Origin of the sequence: Psychrobacter sp. AOP30-A2-5 (assembly GCF_052378115.1) — a bacterium.
Lineage (GTDB): Bacteria > Pseudomonadota > Gammaproteobacteria > Pseudomonadales > Moraxellaceae > Psychrobacter.
This window is the reverse complement of sequence record NZ_JBQSXK010000062.1, coordinates 1-801: the sequence shown is the minus strand read 5'-3', so window position 1 is coordinate 801 and position 801 is coordinate 1. Positions and strand designations below refer to the sequence as shown.

Below are 801 nucleotides of genomic sequence, written 5' to 3'. Positions count from 1 at the left end.
GCCAGATAAAGCATTGACTTAAAATTACGAGCTAACTTTTCATAGCGAGTGGCGATACTACGAAAGTGTTTGAGCCTTGCGAACATATTCTCAACAAGATGGCGCAGTTTGTATAAGTAGCTATCAAATTCTGGATTAGGTGCTTTAGTATTGCTTCTTTTGGGAATTATAGGAATCATGTCATGCATGCAAGCTTTATCCCTGATCGCTTGTGAATCATAGCCTTTATCAGCGATGAAGTAATCTGCATGCCTAATCATGTCAATCAATTCACCTGCAACTTGACTGTCGTGGACGTCACCCCCAGTGATTTTAAAATGGAGCGGATATCCATCGGCATCACAGGATAGGTGTATCTTTGTAGTTGCGCCGCCACGGCTTCGCCCAATCGCTCGATCTTCACCACGCCGAGCTCCACTTGCATGCTGGTGACAGCGAACATAGCTTCCGTCTGTGAATACCCATTCCGTATCAGTTTCTTTTCGTAAGCTAAAAAAAATTCGCCCATAAGCCAGTTTTCGACCAGCGATTAAAGCGACTATAAGCTGTTTTCCAAGAACACAGTTCTTTAGGTATGTCACGCCAAGGCGCACCTGTGCGTACCTTCCACAGTATGGCTTCCATGACCTCTCGACTGTTTTGAGTTTGATAGCAGCCATGCTGTGTCATCGTTGATTGAAGTTGATCCCAAAGCGTATCTGTTAGTGCTGTTCTTGCCATGACTTGTACTTCTCGCAGCGTCTCAATAGATGCGGTATTGTAACTATTATTTATGGCTTAACCAATTGAAGACACGCCCTA

Annotated in this window: 1 protein-coding gene; it reads right to left on the bottom strand. The window is 44.2% G+C overall.

All coding sequences use genetic code 11. From position 1 onward, the window contains the following. A protein-coding gene (locus ACT3S4_RS14365) for an IS5 family transposase (RefSeq protein WP_444761308.1) occupies positions 1-720 on the bottom strand; the annotation gives its coding sequence in 2 pieces (ribosomal slippage) (positions 1-501 and positions 500-720; 722 coding nt annotated over the 2 pieces). This gene is flagged as partial in the annotation. Between the last annotated feature and the right edge of the window lie 81 nt (positions 721-801).